Annotated in this window: 25 protein-coding genes and 1 pseudogene; 15 read left to right on the top strand and 11 right to left on the bottom strand. The window is 42.8% G+C overall.

Annotated features, from left to right (window positions below):
* The first annotated feature begins 185 nt into the window (after positions 1-185).
* The 4 genes from PGU50_RS14680 to PGU50_RS14695 all read left to right on the top strand — a co-directional run bounded on the left by PGU50_RS14680 (position 186) and on the right by PGU50_RS14695 (position 6310).
* Positions 186-1421, top strand: a complete 1236-nt coding sequence (locus PGU50_RS14680) for an MFS transporter (protein WP_270247282.1) — start codon at positions 186-188, stop codon at positions 1419-1421.
* Between the two features lie 175 nt (positions 1422-1596).
* Positions 1597-2646 carry a LacI family DNA-binding transcriptional regulator gene (locus PGU50_RS14685; RefSeq protein ID WP_055297474.1) on the top strand — a complete coding sequence of 350 codons (1050 nt, stop codon included), beginning with the start codon at positions 1597-1599 and terminating at the stop codon, positions 2644-2646.
* A gap of 175 nt (positions 2647-2821) precedes the next feature.
* A complete protein-coding gene (locus PGU50_RS14690; protein WP_270247284.1) occupies positions 2822-4774 on the top strand; it encodes a PTS beta-glucoside transporter subunit IIBCA in 1953 nt (650 codons plus the stop codon).
* A gap of 111 nt (positions 4775-4885) precedes the next feature.
* Positions 4886-6310, top strand: a complete 1425-nt coding sequence (locus PGU50_RS14695; protein ID WP_270247285.1) for a glycoside hydrolase family 32 protein — start codon at positions 4886-4888, stop codon at positions 6308-6310.
* Between the two features lie 117 nt (positions 6311-6427).
* Here PGU50_RS14695 and PGU50_RS14700 read toward each other — a convergent pair.
* Positions 6428-8026: pseudogene (locus PGU50_RS14700) on the bottom strand (AAA-like domain-containing protein).
* A 166-nt stretch (positions 8027-8192) separates the two neighbouring features.
* Between PGU50_RS14700 and PGU50_RS14705 the strand changes: the two are divergent.
* On the top strand, positions 8193-8687 hold the full coding sequence (locus PGU50_RS14705) for a GNAT family N-acetyltransferase (protein WP_008371216.1): 495 nt from the start codon (positions 8193-8195) through the stop codon (positions 8685-8687).
* A gap of 265 nt (positions 8688-8952) precedes the next feature.
* The gene (locus tag PGU50_RS14715) at positions 8953-9114 is read left to right on the top strand and encodes a hypothetical protein (protein WP_173826232.1); all 162 of its coding nucleotides are present in this window, start codon (positions 8953-8955) and stop codon (positions 9112-9114) included.
* 136 nt (positions 9115-9250) lie between these two features.
* Here PGU50_RS14715 and PGU50_RS14720 read toward each other — a convergent pair whose 3' ends face one another.
* A complete protein-coding gene (locus PGU50_RS14720; protein WP_195250144.1) occupies positions 9251-9946 on the bottom strand; it encodes an Rpn family recombination-promoting nuclease/putative transposase in 696 nt (231 codons plus the stop codon).
* Between the two features lie 316 nt (positions 9947-10262).
* On the opposite strand from PGU50_RS14720, the gene PGU50_RS14725 reads away from it, so the two are divergent.
* The 4 genes from PGU50_RS14725 to PGU50_RS14740 all read left to right on the top strand — a co-directional run bounded on the left by PGU50_RS14725 (position 10263) and on the right by PGU50_RS14740 (position 13515).
* On the top strand, positions 10263-11042 hold the full coding sequence (locus tag PGU50_RS14725; protein WP_270247287.1) for an HD domain-containing protein: 780 nt from the start codon (positions 10263-10265) through the stop codon (positions 11040-11042).
* Between the two features lie 179 nt (positions 11043-11221).
* Complete coding sequence (locus PGU50_RS14730) at positions 11222-11614, top strand: GntR family transcriptional regulator (RefSeq protein ID WP_173699481.1); 393 nt, start codon at positions 11222-11224, stop codon at positions 11612-11614.
* The gene (locus PGU50_RS14735) at positions 11611-13026 is read left to right on the top strand and encodes a hypothetical protein (protein ID WP_118199467.1); all 1416 of its coding nucleotides are present in this window, start codon (positions 11611-11613) and stop codon (positions 13024-13026) included. Before PGU50_RS14730 ends, PGU50_RS14735 begins: the two co-directional genes overlap by 4 nt.
* 141 nt (positions 13027-13167) lie before the next feature.
* Complete coding sequence (locus PGU50_RS14740; protein WP_195250141.1) at positions 13168-13515, top strand: Hpt domain-containing protein; 348 nt, start codon at positions 13168-13170, stop codon at positions 13513-13515.
* A gap of 66 nt (positions 13516-13581) precedes the next feature.
* Here PGU50_RS14740 and PGU50_RS14745 read toward each other — a convergent pair whose 3' ends face one another.
* The 7 genes from PGU50_RS14745 to PGU50_RS14775 are packed head-to-tail and all read right to left on the bottom strand — an operon-like array spanning position 13582 to position 18459.
* Positions 13582-14637 carry a type IV pilus twitching motility protein PilT gene (locus PGU50_RS14745; RefSeq protein WP_055297463.1) on the bottom strand — a complete coding sequence of 352 codons (1056 nt, stop codon included), beginning with the start codon at positions 14635-14637 and terminating at the stop codon, positions 13582-13584.
* A gap of 19 nt (positions 14638-14656) precedes the next feature.
* Positions 14657-15109, bottom strand: a complete 453-nt coding sequence (locus tag PGU50_RS14750) for a hypothetical protein (RefSeq protein ID WP_008371201.1) — start codon at positions 15107-15109, stop codon at positions 14657-14659.
* Between the two features lie 4 nt (positions 15110-15113).
* Positions 15114-15512 carry a hypothetical protein gene (locus PGU50_RS14755; RefSeq protein WP_055261849.1) on the bottom strand — a complete coding sequence of 133 codons (399 nt, stop codon included), beginning with the start codon at positions 15510-15512 and terminating at the stop codon, positions 15114-15116.
* Between the two features lie 14 nt (positions 15513-15526).
* The gene (locus PGU50_RS14760; protein WP_270247288.1) at positions 15527-16015 is read right to left on the bottom strand and encodes a DUF4860 domain-containing protein; all 489 of its coding nucleotides are present in this window, start codon (positions 16013-16015) and stop codon (positions 15527-15529) included.
* Positions 16005-16364: a hypothetical protein gene (locus tag PGU50_RS14765; protein ID WP_270247289.1), complete on the bottom strand. Its 360-nt coding sequence runs from the start codon at positions 16362-16364 to the stop codon at positions 16005-16007. Before PGU50_RS14765 ends, PGU50_RS14760 begins: the two co-directional genes overlap by 11 nt.
* Before the next feature lie 12 nt (positions 16365-16376).
* The gene (locus PGU50_RS14770) at positions 16377-17429 is read right to left on the bottom strand and encodes a type II secretion system F family protein (protein WP_243263205.1); all 1053 of its coding nucleotides are present in this window, start codon (positions 17427-17429) and stop codon (positions 16377-16379) included.
* Positions 17430-17487: 58 nt separating this feature from the next.
* The gene (locus PGU50_RS14775; protein WP_270247290.1) at positions 17488-18459 is read right to left on the bottom strand and encodes a transglutaminase-like domain-containing protein; all 972 of its coding nucleotides are present in this window, start codon (positions 18457-18459) and stop codon (positions 17488-17490) included.
* Between the two features lie 189 nt (positions 18460-18648).
* Between PGU50_RS14775 and PGU50_RS14780 the strand changes: the two genes are divergently transcribed.
* Positions 18649-19893, top strand: a complete 1245-nt coding sequence (locus tag PGU50_RS14780; protein ID WP_270247291.1) for a BTAD domain-containing putative transcriptional regulator — start codon at positions 18649-18651, stop codon at positions 19891-19893.
* A gap of 47 nt (positions 19894-19940) precedes the next feature.
* Positions 19941-20372, top strand: coding sequence for a hypothetical protein (locus PGU50_RS14785; RefSeq protein ID WP_055297459.1), 432 nt, complete (start codon positions 19941-19943; stop codon positions 20370-20372).
* Between the two features lie 592 nt (positions 20373-20964).
* Here the strand turns inward: PGU50_RS14785 and PGU50_RS14790 are convergent.
* Together PGU50_RS14790 and PGU50_RS14795 are read right to left on the bottom strand one after the other, a co-directional pair.
* The gene (locus PGU50_RS14790; protein WP_117836400.1) at positions 20965-22047 is read right to left on the bottom strand and encodes a P1 family peptidase; all 1083 of its coding nucleotides are present in this window, start codon (positions 22045-22047) and stop codon (positions 20965-20967) included.
* Between the two features lie 68 nt (positions 22048-22115).
* Positions 22116-22625: a peptidylprolyl isomerase gene (locus PGU50_RS14795; protein WP_117836398.1), complete on the bottom strand. Its 510-nt coding sequence runs from the start codon at positions 22623-22625 to the stop codon at positions 22116-22118.
* Positions 22626-23399: 774 nt separating this feature from the next.
* Between PGU50_RS14795 and PGU50_RS14800 the strand changes: the two genes are divergently transcribed.
* The 3 genes from PGU50_RS14800 to PGU50_RS14810 are packed head-to-tail and all read left to right on the top strand — an operon-like array spanning position 23400 to position 24577.
* Positions 23400-23810 carry a hypothetical protein gene (locus PGU50_RS14800; protein ID WP_270247292.1) on the top strand — a complete coding sequence of 137 codons (411 nt, stop codon included), beginning with the start codon at positions 23400-23402 and terminating at the stop codon, positions 23808-23810.
* Positions 23782-24339: a hypothetical protein gene (locus PGU50_RS14805; protein ID WP_270247293.1), complete on the top strand. Its 558-nt coding sequence runs from the start codon at positions 23782-23784 to the stop codon at positions 24337-24339. The genes PGU50_RS14800 and PGU50_RS14805 overlap by 29 nt, the downstream gene beginning before the upstream one ends.
* Before the next feature lie 34 nt (positions 24340-24373).
* Complete coding sequence (locus PGU50_RS14810; RefSeq protein ID WP_270247294.1) at positions 24374-24577, top strand: hypothetical protein; 204 nt, start codon at positions 24374-24376, stop codon at positions 24575-24577.
* Positions 24578-24742 lie beyond the last annotated feature (165 nt).

The raw sequence follows: 24742 nt of genomic DNA on the forward strand, positions 1-24742 counted from the left end.
CTTTTTCGCTCAGTCGTAATCCCCTACAACTGCTATTTCCTAAGTACTAACATACATCATTTTCCGGCTTCAATCAACCACCATTTTTTGTTGATACCCGACGGAATAAGATAGACAAAAAAGTGCCCGCATTGTATATTATTAGTAGTTTGGAACTGGGGAATATGCAAAGGGGAAAACGTATCATGAATCTAATTTCACAATACAAAGGTCTTAGAAAAGAAAACTATGTCTTATGCTTCGGACGCTTTGTGACGGCCATGGGGGCAATGGTCCGTCCGATGCTGACGATGATCTTAAGCCAGAAGCTTGGGATGAATGCCGTGCAAGTTGCCTGGATCACGGCACTGATGGGGATCCTGACGATCCCGGCAAATCTGATCGGTGGAAAGATGGCCGATCGTTTTAATAAGAAAATGAATATCGTTTACCTGGATATGATTTCCGTCATTTCTTATATCATCTGCGGACTGATCCCGCTGACGACAAAATCCATTGTGCTGATGTTTATCGCATCGACCTGCCAGAACATGGAAAATCCGTCCTACAATTCGCTTACTGCGGATATCACCCTCAGCAAGGACAGAGAGAGAGGGTATTCCCTCCAGTATCTGACAGCAAATCTCGGCGGCGTGATGGCTTCTGCTGTAGCCGGATTTATGTTTCGCAATTACTTATGGCTTGCATTTTTGCTCAGTGGAATTTCCATCTGCACTTCTTCTGTGCTGATCTATTTCTTTGTACAGAATATCACACCGGAAAAAGAAGAAAATGATAGCAACGCCATTTATCAGGCCGAACGCCACGGGGAAAGCCTGCTGACGATTCTTAAAGAAAACCGGCTTGTTCTGCTGTTCATTCTGATCACCAGCGGGTACACAGCACTTTACCAGATGTATAATTATCTCTTTCCTATGGATCTGATCCGTCTGCACGGGGATACCGGTGCGGTGATATTCGGAACAGTTACAAGCATCAACTGCTTTATCGTTGTTCTCTTCACACCACTTATCACCCAGATCCTGAAGCGATCCTCCGAACCCAAAAAGACAATCTACGGATTTTTACTGACACTGGTCGGCTACGTGATGTTCATCCTCTTTTCCGGACACATTCCGTTCTATTATGCGGCAATGGTCGTACTGACATGGGGTGAGATTTCTTACATGCTGGCGGAAAGCCCGTACATGACCAGGCGTATTCCATCCAGCCACCGCGGAAGAATCCACGGGCTGATGGAGATCATCCGCATCGGATTTATGAGTCTGTACCAGCTTTTGATCGGATTTATTTACAAAAATCATACGCCGATCTTTACCTGGATCATCGTTCTTCTGACAGGAGTCGCATTCATGCTTCTGGCTGTTATCTTAACGAAAGAGGACAAAAAACGCTATAAAAATCTGTATCGCAGATTATAATAATGATGCGAACGGCAAAATTTACTTTTGACACTCACATCATTTTAAAAAGTTATAACCAAAATAATACAGGCAAGACCAAGATTGGATTTTCTCCTTTCTCCGGTCTTGTCTGTTATTTTGCTTTCCACTATAATAAGAGTATCAAATACAAAGGAGTTTCATTTACCAGATTATGACCATCAAAGAAATCGCACAGCTCGCCGGTGTCTCCAGCGCAGCTGTATCCAGATATCTAAACGGCGGCTACGTCAGTGAAGGGAAAAAAGAACAGATCCGTAAAGTCATCGAAGAAACCGGATACCAGCCATCCGCACAGGCGCGTATGCTTCGTACCAAAAAGGCAAGCCTGGTGGGCGTGGTCGTCCCGAAGATCAATTCTGAATCCATCAGCCGGATCACTGCCGGAATTGAAAGTGTTCTCGCCGAAAGAGGCTATCAGATGCTTCTTGCCGGAACCGACAACACCCCTGCAAAGGAAGTAGAATACCTCCGGTTATTTGAAAATTATCCGGTGGACGGAATTATTCTTGTCGGTACGATGTTCACCGCCGGTCACCGGAAATTTTTAAAAGAGACAAAGGTTCCTGTTGTCGTGATCGGACAGCGCACCTCACACGCAAACTGCATTTACCACGACGATTACGGTGCAGGAAAGGCAATGGGACAGGCCGTTGCCGGATTCAGTAAAAAAGGAGTTGCTTACATCGGCGTTACCCGTGATGACAAAGCTGCAGGTGCCGCAAGAGAGGATGGATTTATCGCAGGACTCAAAAATGCAGGTGTCACGCTTTTCGAGGAAAATAAGCGAACCTCAGCCTTCACGCTGGAATCCGGATATGAGTCTGCTCTGGATCTTTTGGAAAGCAAATGTGATATCGATGTCATATCATGTGCAACCGATACCATAGCAGCGGGAGCAATCGAAGCCATTCAGACCTACTTAAAAAAGCAGATTCCGACAAATGCAGCCGATGCAGGTGCAAGAATGCGCTATATCCTTGAAAATACGTCCATTCGAGTAACCGGATTCGGAGATAACCAGATGTTAAAAGCCGTCACCGGAGGAATCCCAACCATCCATTTCGGCTACAAAACCAGTGGAATCCGCGGCGCAGAGCTACTTCTTGACAGTATTGAAAGAGGAGAACAGATCCCGATCGAGATGAAGCTCGGCTTCCGTCTTGTTGGAGCAGACCCTTCAGACTCCGAAAATCTTACCTGATTTTCCTGATTTCCCGGAGTTTCTTAAGGAAACGAAAGTTTCTTTCAACACTTTTCACAAAAAGCAATATGAATTATCAGTAAAAATGCCATATTTACAAATGGCATTTTTTTTCATATTATTTAAGCATAAGATATGAAATCGATTACACATTGTATCTAAAGGAGGAGAGAATATGGATTACAGAAAAACCGCAAAGGAAATTCTGAATCATGTGGGTGGAAGTAAGAACATCGTATCTGCTGCCCATTGTGCTACCAGACTTCGCCTTGTCATTGCAGACAACTCGAAAGCGGATAAAACAGCACTTGAGAATGCAGACGGGGTAAAAGGTGTATTTGAAGCATCCGGACAGCTCCAGATCATTCTCGGAACAGGAACCGTCAACAAAGTATTTGATGAATTTATTGCAATCGCAGGCATCACAGCCAGCACGAAAGCAGAAGCAAAAGAAGCTGCTGCCGAAAAGCAGAACTGGTTTATGAAAGCCATCAAGCTTCTGGGAGACATTTTCGTACCGATCATCCCGGCGATCGTAGCCAGCGGTTTCCTTATGGGAATCATGAACGCACTGGATTTCATGAACAGTAACGGGTTCTTACACATCAGCACAACCAGCTCGATCTATGTATTTGCAACCCTTTTCAGTAACATTGCTTACACATTCCTGCAGATCCTGATTGCATTCTCCGCTGCAAAAGCATTTGGCGCAAATCCTTACCTTGGCGCAGTTATCGGTATGATCATGATCCATCCGTCCCTGCAGAATGCCTACACAGTTGCAACAGAAGGTGTTCAGCAGACACAGAGCGTGTTCTTCGGACTGTATCACATTGACATGGTCGGCTATCAGGGACACGTTATTCCGGTTGTCATCGCTGTATGGATCTTATCCGTACTTGAAAAAAAGCTTCACAAGATCGTACCGGAAGTTTTAGACCTTTTTGTCACACCGCTTGTCAGCGTATTCGTAACCGGATACCTTACACTTTCCATCGTCGGACCGATCTTCGTATGGGCTGAAAATGCGATTCTCGGAGCAATCCAGTGGATGCTGACACTTCCACTCGGACTTGGAAGTCTGATCATGGGTAGTTTATATGCACCGACCGTTGTTACCGGTATCCATCAGATGTACACAGCCATCGATATCGGACAGCTTGCAAAATACAGTGTAACCTACTGGCTGCCACTCGCAAGTGCAGCAAACGTGGCACAGGGTGCAGCAGCACTTGCCGTTGCTGTAAAATCAAAAGACCAAAAGATCAAATCCCTTGCACTTCCATCATCACTCAGTGCATTTATGGGAATTACAGAACCTGCAATCTTTGGTGTAAACTTAAGATTCTTTAAACCATTTATCGCCGGATGCATCGGTGGAGGATGCGGAGCCCTTTATGCTTCCCTTGTTCACCTCGGTGCAAAAGGAACAGGTGTAACCGGTATCTTCGGAATCCTGCTCTGCCTGAACCAGCCACTTCAGTACGTCATTGAGATGGCAATCGCAGTCGGTGTTGCATTTGCAGTATCCTTCGCACTTTACAAAGACAAGAAGAAAGAACCAGTCGCAGAAGCTCCTGTTACTGTTGCAGCTTCCGTAGAGGAAACAGACAGCGAAGAATCTGCTGCTTCCGAAACCAAAACAGCTTCAGGCAATACAAAAACCACTTCTTCCGAAGAAGTGTTAAATGCTCCGGTAAATGGAAAAATCATTCCAAATGATCAGATCGCAGACGATACATTTGCAGCAGAAGTCCTTGGAAAAACCGTAGCGATCGAACCTGCTGACGGCATCATCACCGCACCTTGTGATGGCGAAATCGTAAGCATTTTTGATACCGGTCACGCAGTATGCATCCTGACTGACGGCGGCGCAGAGCTCCTGATCCATGTCGGAATCGACACTGTAAAAATGGATGGAAATGGATTTACAAAGAAAGTATCTGACGGCGCAAAAGTACACGCCGGAGACGTGCTGATCGAAGCAGATTTAAATGCAATAAAAGAAGCCGGACATCCGGCAACAACCATGATGATCCTTACCAATACAGATCTGTATGATTCTGTAGAATGTGCCGCACCCGGCACTGTAACCGGTAAATCATCTGTTATGAAACTTACAAAATAAAATAACTCATGACAAATAATCAGATTTGTCTCCCGCAGCGGGTGTCGGATATCCGTATCAATACGTTTTCCGGACTGTTGCCTGCGGAACTATTTCCAGGAGTGAATCAATATGAACGCATTAACCAGAGATCTTGTAAACTTAGTAAATACAGCGGAAGAGAACCAGACAGCAAAAGAACAGGCATCCGGCGCGCAGTTCCGCGAGAAACTGCACCTGATGCCTCCGGTTGGCTGGCTCAACGATCCGAACGGTCTTTGTCAGATGGATGGTGTGTTCCACGCATTTTTCCAGTACTCCCCATTTAACGCCGAAGGCGGTGTGAAAATGTGGGGTCATTACACCAGCACCAATCTGATCGACTGGGAATACAAAGGTGTATCCCTCTACCCGGATCAGCCATTTGACTGCCACGGTGTATATTCCGGATCTGCCTTCCTCGAAGACGGTACAATGTATCTTTACTACACCGGAAATGTCAAGCTGGAAGATGGAGATTTTGATTTTATCAACACCGGCCGTGAGGCAAATACCGTACTCGTCACAACCAAAGACGGGATTCATTTTGGCAGCAAAAAAGAACTGCTCCGCAACAGCGATTATCCTTCTGACCTGACCTGCCATGTGCGCGATCCGAAGGTCTGGAAAAAGGACGATACCTACTACATGATCCAGGGCGCACGTACTAAAAATGATGTCGGTCAGGCACTGATTTTTGAATCCTCAGATAAAATAAACTGGCACTTCCGCAGCCGTGTAGAATCCGAAAAGCCTTTCGGTTATATGTGGGAATGCCCGGACTATTTTGAAACGGACGGCATCAAAATCCTTTCTTCCTCCGTTCAGGGCCTGGAAGGTAAAGAGTGGGCTGACCGAAATGTATACCAGTCCGGTTACTTCCTTGTGGACGGCGACATTTTAGATTCCTACAAATTATCCCCATATCATCTGTGGGATTATGGTTTTGACTATTACGCTCCGCAGAGCTTCGGAGCAGAAGATGGAAGACGCATCCATATCAGCTGGATGGGAATGCCGGATTGCGAAGAATATACCAATCCGACCATCAAAGACGGATGGCAGCACTGCTTTACATTTCCAAGAGAAGTCTTCATAAAAGATGGCAAAGTCTGCCAGAAACCGGTTCGCGAGCTGGATGCAAAAAAACAACAGCTTCAGGATGTTCAGAATGAACTTACCCAGAGCGGCTGCCCGGTATATGAAGTAAATGTAGATGGAATTAAGGAGAATCATTTCCAGGCTGTCCTTTCAGATGAACTGATCCTTGACTATGAGAATGGACGGTTCCAGATGCATTTCACAACCAAAAGTAAAACTTCCGTATCCGCAGGCAGAAGCCTTCGCTACGCCGAAGTCGGCACTCTGGAAAATGTAAAAATCCTTGCAGATACTTCTTCCGTTGAAGTATTTGTAAATGACGGAGAATTCGTATTCTCTACAAGATATTATCCAAATGATTATAAGATTGTGGTGCATTCCCCAAGTGCCCACATTACATTCGATAAAATTCAGTAAATCGTATATGGGAAATTCCCCCAAGCTTCCCGTATACGAAAACGCCAGACGGGGTACAGCAATCCCTTTTCCTCCTTTGCATGCTGTATCCTGCCTGGCAATTTTTAATTCTGATTGTTACACAATTGCTTCTATAATTGTCTTTCCTCCAATTGTAATTTCTTTGATACCGGTTTCTTTTTTCCTGTTAAAATTAAAGCTGATCATATATCCTTTCTTCACATGGTAATCATTAAGATATTCTATCAACTGATTTTCCACACGATTATTATATTCCTTTCCATGCCAGATCTTCATTTCTATAATATACTGTTCACCCAAATAGTCTACAATAATATCTGTCCGTTTCTGCTCTCTGGTTTGAGTCTCTATATAATAATTGCCTGTTCCATTGATAATCGGTCTTAAATACAAAAGAAAATATTTTCTACCTTCATCTTCAAGAAATGTCTCGTCACTGTCGCCATATAAATCATGAAAATGCTGCACAAATTTTTCAAGGACCAATCTCATATTCAAATAACCATTTGTGATAAACTAATTCTTGTCAATCAACGATGCCGCATAGATTTCCTTTTTCTGCATCTCCGCAGATGACAAATACAGATTATATAACCAGGTTTCAAAAATACGATTGGAAACTGCAAGCACTCCATTTTCATTTTTCACAAACCCGAACATGGTCGCAATATTGATGGATGTCTCATAATAATTATACACAATCGCTTTTCCCGTAAATAGAAGTGAATAGAGCATACTATTCAGTTCCGGATAGCTTTCCAGTTTTTCACGCAACGACTCAAACAGCATATTTTTTTCTGAAAGCAAAATCCTTACCGCTTCCAAAAATCCCTTCTTCGTCCACGCACTTTTCTTACCGCCATACTCCTTCTTCACACTGATTTCCTCATCCAGAAGCTGACATATCCTAGACACCAGGAATGGATATCCGGATGTATACTCTCTGATCAGTCCGGCAAGTAATTCCACATCCATTCCTGTATGATAATCTTTTTCATACTCATCGAGCATTCCTGCAATTTCTTCTCTTGAAAAGCTCATATCCACTTTAAAATCCGCTGCGATATTCCACGGACTGTTATATTTATGAACTTCATCCGGACGGATTTTCCGCCTTAAATTCTTTACGTCATATACACCCGCCAAAATAACAGCTCGAAATGTCGGCTGTATATCTCTTTCAATATACTGAGCACGAAGCTGAGCAAGAAAATCCAGAAACACCTGATTATTCGATGCACTGTCAACCTCATCAATCATCAGTACAATCTTTTTTTCGGCTGCCGCACAGAGATCACTCAACTGTTCAAACAGCTCTTTTAAGGAAAAATACTTATCTGTATAATCCGTACTATGCAAAATATTTTTTATCGCATCTTCCAGTTCTGGTGAAAGAGTATTTCTTTTTAACGACCGCAAAAATGAATTGATAAATGCTGCTGAAAAAACATTTCCATTTTCAAATTTATCATTGTCAAAAGTCTGAAAATCCAGAAGGACAACATAATATTCTTTTTGCAGATAGCGATACAATGCACGAAGTGTTGTTGTCTTTCCATATTGCCGCGCACGGTTGATCGTAAAATATTTGCCGGCATCTACGAGGCTTTTGATCTCCTCCAGCCGTCCGGATATATCGACCATATAATGTTCTTCCGGTATACATACTGCTGTTGTATTGAATACTTTTGGCATCGTCTTCTCAACTCCTTTTCGCACCACTGTTTCTTAGATTTTATCATTGCGGTGGGGGAATGGCAAGGGATTCTATCTTTCAGTTCTCTTCTCCACCTTTTCTTTTTTTATTTCAAATGTTATACTTCATATACAGCAAAAAAACAGATAAAGGTAACGAAACACTATGTTAATCAGAAAAACACTTCCAGAAGATGTAGACACGATTTTAAATATTTTTGACACCGCACGCCAGTTCATGCACGCAACCGGAAACCCGACACAATGGAATGCAAATTATCCGGCTCTCGAAGATCTCGAACCGGATATCCAGAATGGTAACAGTTATGTCTGCGTAGAAAATGATAAGGTCGTTGCCACTTTTACACTTATCATCGGAGACGAGCCGAACTATCAACTCATTGAAAATGGAAGCTGGCGTTCCGAGGCTCCATACGGAACCGTTCACCGCCTTGCATCTGACGGAACAACCAAAGGGATTGCACGGGCTTGCTTTGATTTTTGCAAGACACAGATCTCACATCTGCGTGTAGATACCCACAAGGATAATCAACCAATGCAGGCTTGCTTTAAGCAGAATGGATTTGAAGAATGTGGGATTATTTACGTCAGTGACGGGACTCCGCGGATCGCTTATGAATTTATTAGGATATCTGAATAGAGGGGTATTTTTATGACAATCAATAGTATTTTAGAAGAAATTATAAATCTGGCAAAAAAATATTCTGCTTCTACCGTTATTCTTTTTGGTTCCCGTGCCAAAGGGACTGCGACAGAATGAAGTGATATTGACATCGCCGTATCCGGTATTCCAGATGCAGAAAATCTACGGGAAGAGCTTGATAATTTACCCACTTTATACACAATAGACCTTGTCAATCTTGATGAATGTGGAAATCAGTTATTATTGGAGGATATAAGAAAATATGGACGAGAAATTTACAAAAAGATTTGAATCCTTTAAAAATTCACTGGCACATGATTACGATGGTACGATCGTTACAAATTGCTGTCAGACAATCATTCATGTCTACATTGACAAATTATACGACTACCAGAAAAAAGTAGAATCTATTTTTCATTCATAAATAAAAGGAGCTTTTTGAGCGGGACTATACACAGATTGCAGAAGAAATCCGCAATTATAAAAAAGAAAATTCCCGTGTCCGGCGCAGGAGAAAGTAACTTACAGTTTCTCCTGACATCTGACACGGGATTCTTATTTTACTCTATTCCATATTCTTTCAGGAGTTTTTCCTGATACTCGGTATCTTTTGTTGAGCGTTCTAAATCACTGTATCTTTTATCTGCTAACAGATATCCGTTCAGTCGATTGATATTTTGTATCCCTTCATCACGCCCTTCTCTTCTCAACGTCTTCTCATGCAATTTTTTATTATATGTTGTCAAAATCATTTCCAACACCTCCGCTCGATGTTTCTTCAAAAAATCCGTCAACACATTCTGCCTGATACAGGCATCCATTGCTTTAGAAACCGCATCTTCCATTGTATCTTCCAACTGCATATATTCCCTGACACATCGCACAAATATTGCATACTCCTCAAGCCGTCTGCACTGATGCATCAGCTCCTGATTGTGACCATAATTGATATTCAGCATAATCGCTGTACATTCCAGACACGATTTTTCATCATCTGTCGCTTCAAAACAATCAGACAACTTTAATTCCATTGAATCTGGTTCATCCTTTGTTCCATTATAAAAAACAATGTACTTCGGTATCGGGAGCCGTAGTCTTTTTTCTCCGTATATATCCAGATCATTCTTTGCTACATATCCCTGATATAGCCTTCCGAAATAGAACACGCCACGTAGTGGCATATTGGGATTAAAGGTACTTTGATGTTCATACAGATTCATTGTACCACCCACCAGAAAGGATACATCATTCTCCATAATCGGTCTTTATATTGCCGGTTATGAGTTTGTTTGTTATGACGAATCTTTTTCTTTTGTTTTCTCATTTCTGCCTCCATTATAATCGAAAAAGGTTAATAAGTAAATTCGTCATAACTCATGTTTCGTGTAGATATAAAATTTTATCTACAATAAATACACTCATATATATATATGATTTAATTTTCTACATTCGCCTTATTTCAAATAATACTGGTTTCTCTTGGCAGAAGCAATTAAAAAATAATAAAATTTGTGTTATCATATTCATAAATCTTTTAATCACTAACCATATATTTCCAGGAGGTTTAACTTCATGTACTACCAACTCGCACAACAAGAATTTGAATCTTACCTTAACGGATACGACCGCGAAAATGACCGCATAAAATTAAAAATCATCCACACCTACGGCGTTGTAAAGCAGGCAGAAGAGCTTGCCGGAAGGATGCATCTTTCAGCCGAAGACACCGACCTTGCAAGGCTGATTGCACTCCTTCACGACATCGGGCGTTTTGAGCAGTTAAAGCGCTACGACAGCTTTGAGCCTGGCACAATGGATCACGCTGCTTACGGTGTAAAGGTGCTTTTTGATGAAGGCATGATCCGCCGCTTTCTTCCGGATGACAAATGGGACTCCATCATTTACACTGCAATCGCCCACCACAGCGATTATGAACTCCCTGAGATCTCAGATCCGCAGACACTTTTACACGCAAAACTGATCCGTGATGAGGACAAGCTGGACAACTGCCGGGTAAAGCTCGTAGACTCCACAAGCACCTTTATTAACGTTTCTGAAGGAGAACTCGGTACACAGAATATAACCCAAAAGGTATACGAAACAGTGTTTGAAAATAAATGTATCCTTTCCGCAGACCGCGTCACCCAGATGGATTACTGGGTATCTTATATCGTCTATTTCTTTGACATTAACTTCAAAGAAAGCTTTGATATTATAGCGGAAAATGACTACTTAAACCGCATTATTGACAGGATTCCATATAGCAATCCTTCTACAAAAAAGCAAATGGAAAAAATTCGGACTTATATGCAGAAGTTTATTAACTCACATACAGGCAATCGGTTATCTTAACCTTCTTAGTTCACGAAATCAATGAACTGACATATGCGCTTTCAGGAAAACAAATTCTAAGATTTATTTGCACCTTGAAAGCGTGTACATCATTTTCCTGTTTTTTTCATCCTCCTATTGTATTATTTGTATTATGTGATATAATACAATCAAATCCCACAGAAAGGAGATGCCGATATATGATCATCAAGATCAACATGCAGTCCGAAATCCCGATCTACCTTCAGCTGCGCAACGAGATTGTCAAAGGGATCGGGCGAGGGGAATTTGAGCCGGGGGAATCGCTTCCGACCGTCCGCCAGATGGCAACCGATCTCGGTATCAACACCATGACCGTCAGCAAAGCTTACCAGCTTTTGAAAACAGAAGGCTTTCTCGAGACAGACCGCCGTAAGGGAACAACCATCTGTTATCCCACTTCCTCTGCTCCACAAGATAACCGCTTTGACGAAAAGCTGACAGATGAACTGGAACTTTTAAGCGCAGAAGCAAAGTTCCACGGCATGACTTTGGCAGACTTCCTGGAACTCTGCCAGAGAGCATTTAACGAAATGGAGGTAACAGCGAAATGATGATGCTGATTATATTTTTAATTACAGACATTTCCATGGTCGGCATCTTTGCCGGAGTCTATGGAAATATTGCAAACTACCGGGAAGGAATGCTGATGGGAGTCCATATTCCTAAATCTGAACTTGAACATCCCGACGTAAAAGAGCTTCTCCAGCTTTATAAAAAGCGCAACCGCCAGTTTTATTTGTGGAACATGCTTGCAGGAATTGCGGTATGCCTGCTTTGCTTTACTTACTTTTCTATTTTTATTACCGTATGGACACTGTGGTTCGTAGAATTCTGCCTTCTTACCATCCTCCGTGTCTATCATTATCACCAGAAAGTATACGACATTAAGCAGAAAAATGGATGGATCAGCTCAGCAAATGCAGATGTGTCCGCTGCAGTGGATACCCGCACTTCCTCACAAATTGCGAAAAAGATACTGCCGGCAAAGCTGCATCTGATCCCGGCTGCAGTGATTCTGATCCCTCTGTTTTTCCCGCAGGTCCGTACTTATCTGCTGACCGAAAGTGATGGAAGAGTCATGCTTCTCTGCACAATTCTTGTCGCGGCAGCTTACATGGGTACCGGCTATTTATTCGCCCATATGCCAAACAAAATTTACAGTGAAAATTCACAGATCAACCTGCAGATCAATGCACTGGAAAAGCGTTTATACACCATATTCCTTTTTGTCTCCAACATTTGCAATACCGGCGCCTATCTCGGGATCATCCGGGATATTGCATCCAGCAACTGGATTGGCGGAGTTGGAATGGGCATCTACATTTTCCTCGAACTGATACCGGCTGCCATCATATTGATCATGTTTTTCTGGCTGCGTAAGGAAAAAGAGCGGATTCTCTCCCAGGACAGCACACCATTTTATATTGATGATGACTATTACTGGCGGAAAGGCTGGTACAACAATCCAAATGACAAACGGTATTTTGTACAGGACCGTGTGAACAGCATGAATTATTCTCTGAACTACGGACACCCTTCTGCAAAATATGTCACCGGAGGAATGCTCGTCGGCACCGGGCTTCTTCTCCTCTGGATGTGTATCCTCTGTATCCGGATCGATTTTACACCGATCCGCCTGACGGAAAATGCTGCCCAGTATTCTATTACATCCGGCTACAAAACAGCAACCTTTGCTCTTGCCGATGTGGAATCAGTAACTCTTCTGGACAATCTGCCGGATGAAAAATTCTACCGGTCTGATGGCTCCGAAGATAACAGCAAACTTCTCGGTAATTTCCGTGGCAGCAAAACCGGACATTGCCAGATGTATATCTGGATTGAACATCCTCCGGTTCTTCAGATAAAGACAACAGATACCACCATTTTTCTGAACAGCAGCAACGAAGCACAGACTAAAAAATGGTACAATCAGTTAAATGATGCAATTTCTTCGAATAAATAAGCCTTTTTCATTACCATGACAATGCATAATACGAAATATCTTGTAAAGCGTAACGCGTCATGCTACAATCATGTTAAAATGTTGGGGGCAAAAATATACGAATTTCACAAAGATAAAAAAGTTCAGAAAGGACTGTAGACAATGACACTTCAAGAATGTTATGTAAAAATTGGTGGCGATTATAATGATATTCTTCACCGGTTTATGAATGAAAATATGGTACGCAAATTTGTCCTCAAATTTCCGCAGGACAACAATATGGCTTTATTTGAAGAATCCTGGGCTAAAAAGGACTACGAAACCGCATTTCGTGCAATGCATACCTTAAAAGGTGTTGCCGTAAACCTTGGATTTACTGCACTTTACAATGTCAGCAGTGCTCTGACCGAAAAGCTCCGCAGCCAGGAATACGACAACCTTGACGGTTTGATCGCCGATGTCAAAAAACAGTATGATATCGTGATCGAAGCAATTGCAGCCCTTGACTAAATCTTAAAACACTGACGATAAACAGGAAGAGACTGCTTCACCGCAGCCCCTTCCTGTTATGTTTTTCTATAACTTTTTCTTCAGCATTTCCGGATTTGATGCATAGGAGAGAGCCGTCTCCGCCGTGATCCTCCCATCTTTATACAGATTCAGAAGACCAAAATCCATCGAATGCATTTCTTCTTTATTAGACGAATACACGACTCCATCAATCTGCGGAACCTTATTGTCGCGGATCATATTGCGGATCGCCGGAGTGATCGTCATGATCTCAAATACCGGGACCTGTTTTCCATCCACTGTCGGCACAAGCTGCTGTGAAATTACAGCCTGCAATACCATGGACAGCTGAACTGCAATCTGCCTTTGCTGGTTTGCCGGAAATACATCAATGATACGGTCAACCGTATTTGCTGCTCCGATCGTATGCAGGGTAGAAAATACCAGATGCCCGGTTTCCGCTGCTGTCATTGCCACATCGATCGTCTCATAATCACGCATTTCACCAAGCAGGATCACATCCGGGCTCTGCCGAAGCGAAGCACGTAGCGCATTGACGTAGCTTTCCGTATCCACATTGATCTCTCTCTGGCTTACAATACTTTTATCATGCCGGTGCAGATACTCGATCGGATCTTCCAGCGTAATGATATGCTTTTCCATTGAATGATTGATTTTATCCACCAGACAGGCAAGCGTAGTAGATTTTCCACTTCCCGCCGGGCCCGTCACAAGCACCAGTCCTTTTGACAGATTATAAAAGCTCATCACAGGGTCCGGAATCCCGATCTCATTCGGCTCCGGCAGTTCAAATGTGATCACACGGATAACGGCTGAGAGCGCCCCCCTCTGTTTGTACGCACTGACACGGAATCTCGAAAGTCCCGGAACAGCAAAAGAAAAATCATCATCTCCTTTTTCTTCAAGAACCCGGATGTCCCGTCCTCCTGCCAGCTTATATAATTCCTCAACGCATTCTTTCGTCTGCGGCGGCATCAGCTTTTCTTCCTTCTCCCTGCAGATTCTTCCATTTGCCCGATAAGAAACCGGAAGACCTGCTACAACAAATATATCCGATGCATGATTTAAAACTGCCTGCTGAAGCAGTACAATGATATCCATAGCTCAAACTCCTTTCGCGTCAGTCACTTCCAAGGACCGGAAGTGTTGACTTTTCTTCCCATTTCTCAGATGCTGACTCTTTCCATTTTACAACCTTCTGCGTTCCCTTTACCGGATCTGCCAGGATCTCGACTTCCAGATTCTGACTGTCCGTGACCGGAACCACATAGGAAATATCCAGATTCGCTCCGTCTTCTTCAGCTGTCACGCCCTCAATCTGCCGAATCGCAAATACAGGATCCTCTTTTGCAAATGCATCATCGATCTGCGCCATGATCTGCGCCGCTTTTGCATTTGCCTCACAATACGCCGTTTCCCGGCCGGCAAGCTGCTGACTATAACTCTGATCCCTTTTTGCACTTGACAGTGAGAGTGTGGCAAATGTCACCAGACACAGGATTACAAAGATCACAAGCAGGTACGACGTTCCGATCTGAATCCCCGGGTATGATCCCCGTTTCTTTCTCTTCATCCTGTCACTCCCTTTCCGTGCCTGTCATCCGGTCTGTTTCCACCGAATAGATTTCTTCCGGCTGTTCTCCGGACAGGCGCTGCACCGTAAATGTTCCATGCAAAAGCTTTCCATCCGGCTCCACCCGGATCACAATCTCATACGAAGCCTCATCCTTACTGCATTCCTGCCAGTCTGCGTCATAGAAGACCTCCGTGTCCTCCGTCAGCGCATCCGCAAGAAAAAGCTCTGTATACCCGGAAACCTTCTCAAGCGCCGTATTCAGTTCCTGTGTCTCGCGGCTAGTCGTGTGCGCCTTCACAAAAATCTGCACACACACCGCCGAAGCAAGGCAGAAAAATAAAATTGCAATCATCAGTTCCAGCAAAAACAGGCTGGAACGCTTTGCCGGTGTCCGTTCCATAAATCTTCTCCAATCTATCTTGCAGCGCTCTTCACACTGACAAATGTATCTGTCTTTTTCCCGTCTTCATTTTCACAATACAGATGAAAAATCCCATCTGAAGTTTCCTTAGCCTCGAAGTCCTTTGTTGCCAGGATCTTCCGTCCATCGGATGCTTTTGCTTCCGTTCCATCCCGGATAAAAAGCTCTCTTAAGTATCCATCATACGCATACAGATATGTCACATAATCCTTCTCATCATAACGCTGCCGGATCACGAGAGCATTTTCCCCATCGAAAGTTCCATCTGCTATCGCACCATTTTCATCATTCTGGTGCATTTTCTCCGTCACATAGGCAAGTGCCGTCCGTCCCGAATAGGAATCCGACGAGGCCTTCACCTGCCGGCTGTAAAACCCCGATGCAAGAACCACAATTGCGACCGATGATGCCGCCAGCACAAAAAAGACTGCAAGAGGAAAAAGGAAATCAATCACATGCTTTTTTTCATTTCTACGATTCATGTCCGTTTCCTCCTCGTTCGATTACCGTAATGTCCGGAAGAATATTGGCACCGGCAATCTGATAATCAATAAAAAACTGCTTCTTGTCATACTGGATCCCACAGTTTTCTGTCAGATCATCAAGCGTCTCCGGATAGTGTCCCTCCAGCGCATAGTACTGCGTCACACCGCGCCAGAGTGCATTTTCCAGACTTTCTTTCTGCCTGCGTCTTGCTGTGTCCGAAAGCCTTTCAAAACCACTGAAAAAAGCACTGCAGATACATACAAACAGCAGAAGGGACAGACAGAAATTCCGAAGTGGACGCTGCCGTTTTCCGTGATAAAACCGTTCCCGTTCTTTTCTCCACATAGCATATGCCTCCTAAAGTCCTGACATAATTCCAAGAAGCGGAAGCATAACCGACAGAAGGATCGTTCCGACGATCACCGACAGGATGATCACCAGAGTCGGTTCCAGAACTGCAATCATCGAAGAAAGCTTTTCATCCACTTCCTCCTCACACTCATCGGCAATCCTTCCCATCATCTCATCCATCATTCCGGCTTTCCCGGCAATGGATGTCATCCGCGCATAAACACCTGTGAAGATTCCGGCTTTCACCAGTGCCTCTGCGATATCCGTTCCATTTTCCATATCCGCTTTGCATTCTGCTACTTTCTTCCGAAAATCATCATCCTCGATCAGGTTCTCTGAAAATTCCATTCCCTGTTCCGGAGTCAGTCCGCTTTTCAGTGCCAGTGACATTCCTCCGGCAAACCGGCATGCCGACAGCTTATCCTTCAGCTCCCTTGAAAATGCAAACCCGGATCCGATGTGATACAGTTTCTTTCTGCCGCTCTCTGTCTTTGTAAAATAAATACCCGCACAGACGATCACCGCCAAAAGTACCGCAAACACCGCCGAATATCTGGAAAGAGCATTGCCTGCAAGCAAGATCCCTCTTGAAAATCCGGTCATTTCCTGACCAAACTGGCGGAACACCTGATCAAATACCGGCATAACCTTTGTCATCAAAATGATAATGATCACCAGCATCATCCCGATCATCAGAAGAGGGTAGGAGATGGCACTCCGGACACTTCTCCTGATTGCTTCCTCACGGTCGTAATGCTCCGCCAGAGATTCCATTACTTCATCTAAAGTTCCTGTCTCTTCTCCGATCTGCGTCATACGGATCAGATACTCCGGAAATACTTTCGTCTCTTCCAGCGCCTGATCCAGCCTGCCCGTATCCATCACTGACTGATAAATCTCATCCAGCAGCTCTTTTTCTGCCTTCGTCTGCGCATCCTCCCGAAGAAGATCAACTCCCTCCAGGGAAGAAATCCCGGACTTCAGGATCATTGCCATTTCACTGCAGAACGAAGCAATTTCCAGATTCGTAAGCTTCCCCTGCTGTGTCCGCTTTTCCATATATGCCATCCTCCTTTTCATATTCCTGCCACATTCTTCTTATTCAGCTTCCTTTTATCTAATAGGTATACTTTGTGACATAATTCTTTCCATTTCCCACATACTTCTTCACATCCGAAGCACTGTTGTTTGCAGCAAGTGTCGGATCCATGATCGACCAGTTCTTTCCGTCAAATTCAATGATGTTATCCACCCAGCCGATCTCATCAACATAACAGCTGATCCATGCATGATACACATCACCGGAATAGCCAACCTCCAGCTTCGTCGGGATCCGCTGCGACCGGAGCATTGCCGACATCAGCGCCGCATAATCAAAACAGATTCCTTTCCCGGTATCCAGTGTCTCGTCCGGGTTCGGTGTGTACCCATACGGAACATTCTCCGCTTTCTTTTTATCATAGGAAATATTTTTAATTACAAAATTATAAATCTGCGTTACCACATCCAGATCCGAATAGCAGTCCTTTCCTGCAAGGCTCTCGCCCTTTTTTACACACTTGGAATCTGCCGTGAAATTCACATAATAATTCGGATGCAAAAACGGGGCAAATTCATCTGTGATCTGTACGTCCAGATCCTGGGTAAAGCTTACCGCATACAGATTGTCATCTACAGACACACTCTCCAGAAGTGTTACCTTATAAGAACCATTCCCGCCCGGAAGCGGATAAACCGCATAATCACCAACAACCGTAACCGAATAGGTATACTCTGTGCCATCCGGGGATGTCACCTGGAGCTTGACTTTTTCATTACTTCCATTATAACAGATCATCACATAGCCATCTGCCGTATGGGATGCATCCAGTACAACCAGGTCATTTCCATATGTCACTTCACCGGAAGCCTCCGTCTGAAGCACCTGCGCCGACGAATCTCTCGGATCCCCCTTTTTCCCGGACTGGCTTTTTTTCCCCTCCGATGCACATCCGCCAGGTATCAGTACACCTGTCAGAAATAGCAGAAAAAAGAAAAGAAAAATCCTCTGCCAGCGTCTTTTTTGTTCATATAAATCGTTCTGCCGCACAGAATTCCTCCTTTCTTTTCCACAGTGAAACAGTCCCAAAAACTCAACTAGAAAAATTATAGCATAATCAAAACATTAAAAGAAGTTATTTGGTCTAATATGCTTTAATTTATTTGACAAAGAAATCAAAGACCATTACAATAGAAATCAGTTATAAACCATCACAATAGTAAAATTGGGGGTTAATTTATGAGTGATCATTTACCTGTCTTAAAGGTTCGTTTATTCGGAGGATTCTCAGCAAGCTACGGAGAAATTCCCGTATCATTCGGACGCAACACAACGACAAAAGCAATGAAATTGTTGCAGATATTACTCTACCATGGCGATACCGGTATCTCCAGAGATAAGCTTCTTGATGAACTGTACGGAAGAGAAGAACTTGCCGATGCTGCCAACAACCTTCGGGTAACCGCACACCGTCTTAAAAAGATCATCGTAGATGCCGGACTTCCGAGTCATGATTATATCAACATCAAAAAAGGTATTTATCGATGGGATGCTCCGATGCCGACCGAAGTTGATGCACATCAGTTTAAGGTTCTGTCAAAAGACGTGCAGACGTGTACCGATAAGGTAAAAAAGCTGGCACTTCTTAAGAAGATCTGTCTGATGTACCGTGGGGAATTTCTTCCGGAGCTTTCGGGAGATGAATGGGTTCTTGTTGAAAGCGTCCAATATAAGAATATTTATTCCGAATCCCTTCAGGAGCTCTGTAAGCTTCTGATTGAACGCGGAGATTATGAAGAGACACTTCGTTTCTGTGAGCCGGCATGCCAGTTATATCCGTTCGATGAATGGCAATCCGTCCGCATCGACTGCTATATGGCATTGAACCGCTATAAGGATGCTGTACAGGAATATGAGAACACTGCCAAATTATTTTTCGAAGAGCTTGGAATCCGCCCTTCTGAACATATGATGCAGCAGTTCGAGCAGATGAGCAGCCGCCTTAACTACAAACCACAGGAACTCGGCGACATCAAGGACCGTCTGAAAGAGGACGATGTACGCGGCGGTGCTTTTTACTGCAGCCTGCCAAGTTTCCGTGACAGTTACCGTCTCGTTTCCCGAATCATTGAGAGGAACGGACAGTCCGTATACTTAATGTTATGTAGCATCACCAACGGAAAAGGAATGCCGATGGACAAGCCGGACAAGCTTGAAGTTCTTTCAGGTGAGCTTCAGAATACGATCCAGCAGTGTCTGCGTAAAGGGGACTCCTTTACCAAATACAGCCCATCACAGTTTCTGATACTTCTCGTTGGTACGAATAAAGAGAACTGCAGCATGATTTTCGACAGAATCCAGAGATACTTCTCCAGAGAGCATAAAAGCTGGAAGCAGTACCTGGACTACTTCGTGTCCTCTGTAGCCGAAGTAGACCGGCAAGATTCACCGATTCAGTTCAATACTGAGAATAAAACCTGGTAAGCTGCAATCATGTTATCTTCGCAGCAGGGCAGAAATGGAGATAATTTATGGAACAAAGCTATCAAATCAGTTGGTATGCACCAAACTTTATTAACATGTGTATTGATAATATTAATGATGGAGAGCTGTCCGGTCGGATTTATCACTGCTACAGCAAAGAACCCTGGAAATTCACCAATATCCTTCAGCTGATCGAATTAGCTGATGATTTCTTCGACAGACTCGAATTTCCACAGGCATCCACCAGCGCACGTTCTTTCACTTCAACCCAGTTTTCAGGTGTTGACCGGCTTGATAAAGTACAGTCACCGGAAGATTTCATCGAGAATCGTGGACAAAAAGGGACTTTCTTTCTCAATGTCAGATACCGCCAGAATTCATCCTGGCAGGGCATCGTCCGCTGGATTGAAGGTAACTCTACACAACAGTTTGTAAGCGTACTTGAACTGCTTAAAATTCTCAGCAATGCATTAGTTTAAAGGAATGGCATTGTGTGAGATATCATTACATGAATGAATAAGAATTATACAGGCATTGTCTGATCACGGGATGTGATCGGACGGTGCCTTTTAATTATCTTATAATTTTATTCTTTCTTAATTGCTTTTCACAAAAAACTCCAGTACCATTTGAATAGGCGTATGTAGAAAATCGAATCATATATGATATATGAATTCTTTGATTGTAGAAAAAATTATATATCTACATGAAACATGAGATATGGCGAATTTACTTATGAACTGTTTTCTATTATAATGGAGGTAAACAATGAGAAAACAAAAGAAGAAATCTCGCCATAGCAAACAAACCCACAACCGGCAGTATAAGGACCGGTTATGGAGAATTGTAGAGCAACTTTTTATAAGTGATTGAGATAGCAGAAAAGTAACAGATAATAAGAAAAGAAATATCCTTGTTTTGAATTACAATAATTATTGTGTAAAGTTTTCATCGCAAGTTAATTTTACCACAAAAATAGAACCTTTCGCATGAACGAATGGTCCTATTTCTTTTAGGGACTTATTTCACAGCCCCTTTCTTTTTAATTGCACTTATTCTTTCGTCCAGTCTTTAGTTTTCTCTATCCTCAAGATATTCCGCAAGGCTGTAATACAGTTCGCCTGCTATTCCACGTGTCTGATTTGCGGCAGTCATGGAATTCAAGATTGCCTCCTGCTCTGCTTCTGCCGCAGCAAGGAAAGCACGGTCGATTATGTTTTCCGGAATTGCTGATATCTGCACAAGTTCCTCCTCATAGCCGGATGGGATTCTGTTTGCAGTCGTAAATCCAATCATAATCTCCCCACTGCCATGACCTGTATAACCACCGGTTCGTGCGATACCAACACCGGTTCTTTTCAGAATCCGTTTGAGCTGACGACTTGTCAATGGAAGGTCTGTAGCCAGAATACTCATAATAGAACCTTTATCTTCTTCAGATGCAGCCATATCACTCTTTTCCTGTTTCCATTCCAGAATTTTAGGACCAACAGCTTCGCCATTCAGTACAAAATCTTTCGTTGCACCAAAGTTTGACTGAACCAGAACACCGATGGTGTATTCTTTTTCTCCAATCGTGATCACGCGGGATGCAGAACCGATTCCACCCTTCATGCCATAGCAGGTCGTACCGGCACCGGCACCTACATCACCTTCTTCGAATTCTTCCGATGCTAATGCAAAAGCCTCGCGCACTTCTTTTTCACCAATTGCACGTTTCTGGATATGATTGATCCGACAGTCATTGCACTCGCCTACGACCGGATTGATACTCTGAGGTTCTATTCCATCCTTCCGGCACTGTTCAATCACGATCTCAACCATTGCATCCAAAACCTTTCCGACATTTAACGTATTGGTAAGAGCAATCGGTGTCTCGAGGGTCCCCAGCTCCTCAACCTGCACAACACCGGCACTTTTTCCGAATCCATTATGAATGTATGCAGCTGCCGTATAGTGCTTGGCAAATGCATTGTCCGGTCCAGGAACGATCACGGTTACACCAGTATGATTTTCTTCTGTCTTCACCGTACAATGCCCTACCCGTATACCAGGCACGTCCGTAATTGCATTCCTTTCTCCTGTTTTTACTCTTCCGGGTACAATTCCAAAGTCCCGAATCCTTTTTGCCCCATTTTGGTTTCCTCCTTGGATTTTGTTGTATTTTTCAATACATGCTGATTTCAGTATAGCACATTTTCTCCGTTGAATGATTTAATATTTCATTTTATGAGTCTGACTTTCGTGATCATCTCTGTTTTTACCGGTCTGTGATAGACAAATCCTGACTGCGGTTCAATGGCTTCTTCTACTTCTACATGTTCCAGTCGTTCAATCTCATCCCAGCCATCGATCACTTTTCCGATTACGGTGAAATTACCATTCAATCTCTCGGAGGCAGCAAGGGTGATATAGTACTGGCTGCCGGAACTGTTCTCTGGATCTCCTGCCATGGCAACAATCCCCCGATGAAAAGTAATTTTGGCATTTTCAGGATTGGTTTTAAATTCTGGTTTGATCATGATATCGATTTGTGGATCAACACCATCAAAAAACAGTGGCTGAAGGACAAATCCCGGTTCCAAACGTTCAATGGCTCTTCCGTCAAATATTCTCTTCTCTGCGAGTCGCATAACACTTGCGCAGGCAATCGGTGCAATTTCCGGCCATAATTCAAAGTGTATCACAGCATTCTCATTTACAGTTATTTCGATGATTGGTTTTTGATTCATTTTCATATTTCCTTTATCTCATTATTTTTTTCGAGGGTCAACCCACCCGTGTATGTCCCTCTTTGTATTTCATTATACAGCTTTTGCTGAAATACTCAAAGTGGAAGTTACCGCCCAAATCCTACTTCGACCAGGTTGGTTCTTCTTTCCCGGTATAATTGAATTTACCATCATTTTACTGCGATATACTTGCAAGAGATTTTTACACCTTTCAGGTTTCTGTTTGTGTGTAACAAACAAAGTGATTTGACTTTTTTGTACGCCAGAATAAAATAAAAATGGTGATTTTGCATTTTATTGACTGTATTCTGACCGGATACTATGATTTGTGCGTAAAGAATAAATGACAACATAACAAAAATAAAAAGAGGAATACAGAATGAAGAGTACAAAATTATTTCGGAATGTAAGGCTAAAAGGTCAAAAAGAACTTGTTTCGATATTACAGCGACCTCGAACGTGCTACCGAAGATATCGAATATCAAAAGAAACTATTAAAAGAATTAGGCATTGAATAATCCCAAAACATAAATCCCATGTCCGATCACAAACTAAGATGCAATTCATCTTTTCCTGTCATCCGGCATGGAATTTTTCTTTTTTATTCTATAGAAAATTTTATTCTTTCTTAATTGCTTTTCACAAAAGACTCCAGTACCATTTGAATAGGCGTATGTAGAAAATCGAATCATATATCATATATGACTTCTTTGATTGTAGAAAGATATGGCGAATTTACTTATGAACTGTTTTCTATTATAATGGAGGTAAGCAATGAGAAGACAAAAGAAAAAATCTCGCCATAGCAAACACCCCCACAACCGGCAGTATAAGGACCGGTTATGGAGAATGATCTTTAATAACAAAGAAGATCTGCTGCAGCTTTATAATGCGATCAACCACACAGACTATCAGAATCCTGATGACCTGGAAGTAAACACATTGGAAGATGTCCTTTATCTGTCCATGAAAAATGATGTGTCCTTTCTGGTCGGCGGAACCATGAATCTGTATGAACATCAAAGCACTTTTAATCCAAACATGCCGCTTCGCGGAGTCTTTTATTTCTCCCGGTTATATGAAGGGTATGTTGCAGATAATAATCTAGCCGAAATATATTGTCTTTTACAATGGTACAAAAAACCAGCCAGATTCCATGGAGTTAAGGCTTTCAGACTGCTTTGAAAATACAGATAACGATGCACCTTGCCTGGAATGCACCGCAACCATGTTGAACATCAACTATGGTCACAATCAGGAACTGATGAAGCACTGCAGAAGGCTTGAAGAATATTCCATATTTGTCCAATGTGTCAGGGAATATATACAGTCGGAACCTTCTGTGGAAGATGCATTAGAAAAAGCAATTGATACCTGTATTCACCAGGATGTGTTGGCAGATTTTCTCAAGAAACATCGAGCGGAGGTGACAAATATGATCCTGACGACATATGACAAAGACTTATATGAGAAAACCTTGAAGGAAGATGCCAGAGAAGAAGGTAGAGAAGAAGGACTTATGGAAGGACGCGCTAGAGGCAGAGAAGAAGGCAAAGTGGAAGGCAGAGAAGAAGGTATGGAATATCTAAATCAGCTAAACAAATATCTCTTAAAATCCAAGCGCTACAATGACCTCGAACGTGCTACCGAAGATATCGAATATCAAAAGAAACTATTAAAAGAATTTGGCATTGAATCGAATGATACTAAGTAAATTATCTACGTTATGCCAAAGGGAGGTAACAAATATGATCTTAACGACATATGATAAAGACTTATATGAGAAAACCTTGAAGGAAGATGCCAGAGAGGAAGGTAGAGCTGAAATAATAGCAGAATTAAACCAATTAACCAAATATCTCCTAAAAGCCAAACGCTACAACGATCTGGAACGCGCCGCAGAAGACATCGAATACCAAAAGAAACTATTAAAAGAATTCGGCATTGAATAATCCCAAAACATAAATCCCATGTCCGATCACAAGCTAAGATGCAATTCATCTTTTCCTGTCATCCGGCATGGGATTTTTCTTTTTAATTCTATAGAAAAATTTTATTCTTTCTACTACAATATATTTATGGTTAATATCCCTTACAGCCAGTAAGGAATTATCCAT

It is taken from the genome of Coprococcus sp. AM11-30B, from assembly GCF_027674365.1.
GTDB lineage: Bacteria > Bacillota > Clostridia > Lachnospirales > Lachnospiraceae > Allocoprococcus > Allocoprococcus comes.